The organism is Helicobacter sp. 12S02634-8 (assembly GCF_002272865.1).
Classification (GTDB): domain Bacteria; phylum Campylobacterota; class Campylobacteria; order Campylobacterales; family Helicobacteraceae; genus Helicobacter_J.
This window is the reverse complement of the sequence record NZ_MLAP01000030.1, coordinates 1-3533: the sequence shown is the minus strand read 5'-3', so window position 1 is coordinate 3533 and position 3533 is coordinate 1. Positions and strand designations below refer to the sequence as shown.

Genomic DNA, 3533 nt, shown 5'->3' with positions numbered 1-3533 from the left:
AATATCACTGGTGACCAAAAGGCTGCGATCACTCTGATTAATTCTGATGTGGGCGATATTGATGAATCCCACACTGCCTCCACACTCACCTTTGCCACAAAACGCCCTACTACCGACTCTAGCAAAGCAGGCGCAGATGGCACAAGCTCAGAGGCTACAGCTAAAAGCACTCCTGCCCCCTCTAGCTCATCTAGCAGTTCTGACTCTAGCACTGCCTCAACTTCTAGTGAAACCAAAGTCACCGATGGCTCTGATAAACACCATACCATTGGTAATATCAAATTCCAAGGTAAGATAGATGGAGAAGTTGCCAACACAGGAATCATGAGCTTAACACTTAGTAATTCTGGATCTGCAAATCTCAAACTCTCTAAACTCTCTTTTATCAGTGGAGATATCACAACCAAAGATTCTGCAAATTCTAAAATACAGTTAGACGCCTCAGCCCTAGGAGGGGCGATCAAGACCCAAGGAGGAACAAACGCAGTTTCTTTTAAATCCACTGCAAGCACAATTTCTCTCACTAGCTTTAAGTTTGAACCCGATAAGCCCTATGCAATGACTCAAAGCTTACTGCAAGCAGGGATTTCTATCTTTGCTAATGATATCATCACCTCAAAAGGAACCTCTAAAGTTGATTTCAAAGATTCTTTATATCTAGGTGGAAGAGTCTTTACAACAGGTGGGAGTGCAAATGTCACTCTGTCTTTTTCTAAAGAGTTTATGACTAAACTCACTGAATCTGGAGCTAAGCAACTCTTATTAGCAGGAGATGGCCCTGAGTTTGATGTCATCACCAATGGAGCTGGAGCAGTCAATAACATTGCCCTAGAGGGTGCAATCAGAGGGATTGCTAATGTGTCTTATATCCAAGGGGATACACACATTGTCTTTGCTGATGTAGAAGCCACTGAAGCCACTCCCAAAGCTGCAGATAGTGGCACAGATAGCACAAGTGGAGGCAGTGGAGGTTCAGATGGAGCAAGTGGCACTAAAACCACTGCTAGCGCAGAAGCCAAAGCTATCCCCGCAGACACAAATTGGAGCACATATAATCCCGATGATACAGATAAATCTAAATCAGCTGTGACGATCAATGGACACACTTATGAAGATGGTATCTTAGTGCGCTTAGATAGCTCTAAGGCAGATAGCCTCTTAAAACCTTATCGCCATCTTTATGCAACCAATACAACAACCTTTAAGATCGATAAGATCACAAATCCTAATGTCTATACAGCCAGAGTCTATGGTGTGATGGTCGGTGAGATTGACTCTCTCAACCAAAGCTCTGCTACAACTCCTACTCCCAAATCAGGAGATACAAGCACAGATAAAGCAACTCCAAAGAAATCTTATCAAGCCATCTTTGAACAAGGCGCTGTTTTTATCGGTAAGCTCAATATCAAAGATGTCGATACTGCTATTGGACTCTCTAAAGGTGCAAAACTCATCTTAGAAGATGGCTCCCATATCTCTGTCCTTTCTTCAGGAGATCATACCGATACAGGCAAACTCGACCCAAGAGATTTAGCAAGAGATACAATGCTCCAAGACAATACCATCATTGACCTAGCCACAGGAGGCAAACCCTCTGCTGCTTCTCCAAGCAAAGCAAGCTTTTCTGTGCTCACTATCGATGCAATCCAAGGGATCAGTAATGTTGTCTTTCGCTTGAGCTATGACCCACAAAAGGAATCAAGCACTAATCAAAAACAAAAGGCTGACCATTTAATCATCAATGGCACTCTAGCCCCTAAAGCTGATACCAAGACCCCCATTGCGCCTACAAGCACTAAAACTGCAGCCACCACAATAGTAACAGGAGCAACAGCAGCAGAAACACCAAAAGACTCTAGTGTGAGTGATCAATCTAAAGTAGCAGCTACTCTCAATGAATATCTCCAAGTCTATCAGAATACCTCCAGACCTATCATTGGAGATTTGAGAGATAAAAAAATCTTAGTGGCTTCTATCAAAGACAATACAGACTCTTCTTTACCCAAGGTTGTATTCAATACCACTTCAAGTGTGTATCAAGGCTATGATCTCATCACCACAACCTTTGATGTGAAAAAAGAATCTAGCTCAGGTGCCAATACAACTACAGATACAACAACAGAAGCAAGCAAAACTGCTACGACTACCAAAGCAGCTACAAGCAGTGTTGTCGCAGGCACTGAAAGCTTAGACTCTAAAACAGATTCTAGTAAAACTGATGGCAGTAAAGATACGGCTAATGGTTGGACAAACTATTACATCGCTACAACACAAGCTCAAATTGACCCTGTGTCTAAAGATATGAGTGCAGCAGCGATCACAACAAACTATGGTATTTTCTTGGCTAATATCAATGACTTAAACAAACGACTTGGTGAGCTCAGAACTAATGTCAATACACAGGGTGCTTGGGCTAGGGTATTCAATGGCATGACAACTTCTAATCGAGGAGAGAGTGTTAAGACTTATTCGACCAATGTCCAAGCAGGTTATGACTATGCACTCAATCACAATGGCGCTAAATCTTATCTGGGTCTTGCTCTCTCTTATGGCTATAACTCCATGAACGCACAAAGCTTTTCAGGCAAGGCTAATGTGATTGAAGTGGGTGCGTATTATTCATTTGTATCTGATGAGGGCTTTTATAATGACACAATCCTCAAATATGCAGCAATCCTCAATAAACTCACTCTCAAAAACAATGACCTCACAAACACACAGCTCAATTCTTCTACCATCTCTTTGGGTGAAGAAGTGGGCTATCGCTGGTATTTTAATCTCATCAAAGACTCAAGCAAGCACAGAATCTATCTAGAGCCCTCAGCTGAAGTGGTCTTAGGCTATGTGGGTAATGGCAGCTTTGATCAAGCCAATGGCAATGCATATCTTAACTCTGCAATCAGTAATATCCTAGCTTTCAGAGGTAGGGCAGGGGGCGTGATTGGCTATAGTCTTTTAACAGCTAAAAACCAAACAGATTTTAGACTAGGACTTTCTTATGTGGGCGATTTCTTTGGTGGAGGCAAGATGGATTTTACAACCAACTTCTCCAATGCAACAGCTAACTTGCAAGCCAATCAAATGGCACTTTTAAGTATCGGGGTCAATTCTGTCCTCTCAGATTCTTGGAGAGTGTATGCTGATGTGGATACAAGCTTTGGAGGTCAATACTATAACCAAAACTACCTTGTATCCATCGGAGGGCGTTATGGCTTTGGCAAAAAGGGCAGAGTATCTCAACCTAAAAATACCCATACAACTAAAGTTGCCAAACTTGCTAAAGGCTTTTACTGGGAAGTCTTAGCTCTACCTAATACAATAGAGCTCACACAAGCCCAAGCAGATTTACTCAAAAACTATCCTTATGGGATCTCTTATGGATACCAAGATATCAAAACACCTGATGGTAAAGTCCAAAAGGTCTTATTCAAATACTACCTCCTAGGAGGTTTCAAATCTCAAGAAGGCGCACTCAAAAGCCAACAAACAGCTGATGGAGTCGCTAAGATCTTAAATGGCAAGGCTGTCCAAGC

1 protein-coding gene is annotated in these 3533 nt (G+C 42.2%); it reads left to right on the top strand.

Annotated elements, in window-relative coordinates; translation table 11 throughout:
- Window positions 1-3533 (top strand): autotransporter outer membrane beta-barrel domain-containing protein (locus BKH46_RS09115; protein ID WP_143428955.1); only part of this gene is annotated, 3533 nt, incomplete at both ends.